This is a genomic window from Streptococcus rupicaprae (assembly GCF_040545225.1).
Taxonomy (GTDB): Bacteria; Bacillota; Bacilli; order Lactobacillales; family Streptococcaceae; genus Streptococcus; species Streptococcus rupicaprae.
In genome coordinates this window covers 1-3,141 of record NZ_JBEPLO010000052.1, presented here as the reverse complement: position 1 = coordinate 3,141, position 3,141 = coordinate 1, and the positions used below count along the sequence as shown (strand labels likewise).

Genomic DNA, 3,141 nt, shown 5'->3' with positions numbered 1-3,141 from the left:
AAAAACCACACAGTGATTCTTTCATCTTGATTGTTTTCAAGACAGAAATCACGGTGTGGTTTGATTTTGAGGCTAGTTTTTGCCCGGCCTCTTTTCTTAAGCCTTACGGCCTGTAGTTAAAAAGAAAGTCATCATGGGTTGGGCCAGCCAAATGACCAAGACACAGGCTAAGGTTTCCCCTAGCCAAGATAGGCCATTAACGGAGAGGGAATAAAGAACAGCGCTCTGGCCCTCTGGTGCATATTGTCCCCAAAAGAAAAATCCAGCGATAAAATGGATGATATAACGCGCTGTAGTCCCTAACAATACGCCAATCAAGCTATAGGCTAAGATCTGCCCTGAAGCCTTCTGAGCCCGCGCCTTATCGACCCAAGGCTTGGCTAAACCAGCTAAACCAATCAAGGTAAAGGCTAGAAAGTACTCCAGAAACCCTTGCAGCGGACTCAAAATACCACTGGCTGCTTCTCCTGTCACGACCTGCAAAAGCCCCCACAAGAAGCCAGCTGACATACCCGCGCCGATTCCCCAACGGAAAGCCACTATGAAGATGGGAATCATCTTAAAGGAAAATGAAATCCACGGTCCTATTTGCATTGGCTCTGTGAAAATATCCAAGACCATAGCCAAGGTGGCAAAAATAGCAATTTCAGCTAGAAGCTGGACACGATTTTTAGACATAAAAAACCTCCTGTAAACCAAATCCCATAACAGTCCCGGGGACTGCTATTGAAACACAGTCGATTGTGACCATGTCTCGCCAACATTGCCACAATCAAAACTGCAGAAGGTTTCAGAAGGTCAAATTCTGTGCTTCTGCCACATCCCTACGCAAGTCCTAACTTGATCAGGTGATAAGAGTTTAGGCGAATCGCCATTCTCAGCAAACTGCTCCTCTTGTGACCTTTTTATTGTACTACAGATTCTTACTTTAGACAAGCCATTTGCTTAAGCGGTTGCAAGTATTGGAAATGTCCTTATGCCTGAAAATCAATCCTGTCCTTTTTTCTTAAAGATGTAATATCCTAATAGACCAGCTATAGCTACCGCTCCTAGAATAAGTAGCGTATAAGCGTTAGATTCTGCCTTCGGAGCATCATCGGCGGCTGTCTGATCTTGACTATCTTTTTTATCTTCTTCTTTTGGAAGTTTGGCCATCATTTCTTTTTCCAGAGCCTGCATTTTAGTAAAGAGTTCCTCAGATCGTTTCAAGCCATCTTCCGTTACTGCCTTGCTAGCTTCTTCAGCAGAAAGATTAGCCGTCGCATAGTGCTTGTCCTGTTCTGCTTGAAGCGCAATCATCTCTTCTTCCAACTCTTGGAAATACTTCAACGTGTCAGAGCCAAAAATATCTGGATGTGCCATGGTCATTTCATCGATATGTTTAGCAACCCAATACCAGGAAGCCTTGTCATATTCCAAGGTCTGTGGGTGGAAGGCTTCATAAGTCTCAGTGATATTACCGTAAAATGGAATATAAGGGTTATTTCTTGAGGTACCAAGGTTCAGCCAGACAATCCCACCAAATGCCTTCGGTAACTCTGGCTTAATTTGGTAGATATGGGCATCGATGACGTTCTCGTTTCCGAGAGGATACTTGTAGACTGCCTCTTCTTTAGCATCGCCACTACCACGGCGTCCCTTTTCATTTCGTGGCAGCAAATCATTTGGTTTAAATTCTGGCAGATGTTCAAACCTATTCCGCTGGATAGCCATGGCATCCTTGACTGTGAACTTTTTGTTAGGATCAGACGGTGATCGAAGCAGGTCAAAGGTCTCATCATCGTAGTTGACATTTGCCTCGGGATCCAATAACTTAATCCCTGCGTAAACCCTAGAACGGTCTCCATCGTGGTAGCTTTCAGGCCCATAAGACTTGGCAATATGGAATTTTCCATCAACTTCTTTATAGGAATCTGCTTCCTTAGCGACTTTCTCGACATCTTTAGAAGCAATCACATTCTCCTTGTCCGTTAGATCTACATGGCCTAAGAAATAAGTATTTGGAAAGACAGCGTACTTGTCTTCTGGGAATTTGATAGCAACATATTGATGACCAGATAGGATTTCCATATACCAGAGTTCATTCTGGTCGGCAATCACAATAATATTGCCTTCAGATGATCCTTTTTCATCGATAACCTTGGCAACATATTCAATGCCTTCACGGGCTGTTTTTACCCTTGGTAGAATCAAAGAGGTCATAATAGCTTCTGCCAACCCATCTTTGACCAGGGGATCAACAGCTAGCACCTTCTCATTAGGACTGGCAGAAACAGTGGCTGACATGGATACGCCATGTTCATTAAAGCCGTGGGCATCATAAACCCCTTCTCCCGTACCACGACTGGCATCAGGAGCAGAAATATACTTATACTCCTGAGCCTGTCTCGGATAGCTAAAGCCGTTCGACTCGTCCTCAATCATATCTTTTTCTGAATAGGTCTGTGCTGGTGTAACGATAAAATTCTTGTTGTGGTAACCCGTCACGACTTCCCCATTGATCTCAACTGGAAACGGATAATCTTCTGTTCGTCCGTACAGGGTTGAACCGTCTTCTGTCAAGCCTTTACCGATAATAAAGGCTGAGCAAGCTTCTACGGTCCATCCTTGGAAGCCCAGTATCAGAGCCAAACTTAAACACATTCCTTTTTGCAATTTCTTTTTCATTATTTCATCCTTTCTATGAGGGGCTAAATCTTTTGAGGCTAACCATTCCGTTAAGGGAAACCTTTACAATAAGCCATCAATCTTTCTCCTTTCTATTAGTTCTACTCTTTGAAAATCAAAACATAGCCGTTGTCAACTCGCTTCGGTGAACTCCGATTCTATCATCAGCTTCGTTTCCTAGGCTCTTTTCGATTTTCTTTGAGTATCAGTTCACTTCTTATTAATATGATATCGTTTTCACAGAATCAACCCTCAAAATCAATCACACTCATTCTGTTATCTAATTCACAAATCAATCTATGTTTTTGATATTTATTACCTTTATTTATTTTTTTGTCTTTTTTATAGGGATTTGAAGGAAATAAAATAGATTATATACAAAAGAGGCTGGGCAAAAACTAGTTTCAGAATAGACAAAAACGAGCATTTCCGCAGTTGGAGATGCTCGTTTTCTCATGTCATGGTTTATAATTA

At 42.3% G+C, this 3,141-nt stretch carries 2 protein-coding genes and 1 riboswitch; both genes read right to left on the bottom strand.

What is annotated here, in order from left to right; translation table 11 throughout:
* Positions 1 to 96 precede the first annotated feature (96 nt).
* The gene (gene thiT / locus ABID29_RS12200) at positions 97 to 678 is read right to left on the bottom strand and encodes an energy-coupled thiamine transporter ThiT (protein ID WP_354366416.1); all 582 of its coding nucleotides are present in this window, start codon (positions 676 to 678) and stop codon (positions 97 to 99) included.
* 126 nt (positions 679 to 804) lie between these two features.
* Positions 805 to 905: riboswitch (TPP riboswitch) on the bottom strand.
* Positions 906 to 987: 82 nt separating this feature from the next.
* Positions 988 to 2,667 (bottom strand): C69 family dipeptidase, encoded by a 1,680-nt coding sequence (locus tag ABID29_RS12195; protein WP_435533168.1) that lies wholly within the window; start codon positions 2,665 to 2,667, stop codon positions 988 to 990.
* Positions 2,668 to 3,141: the final 474 nt, after the last annotated feature.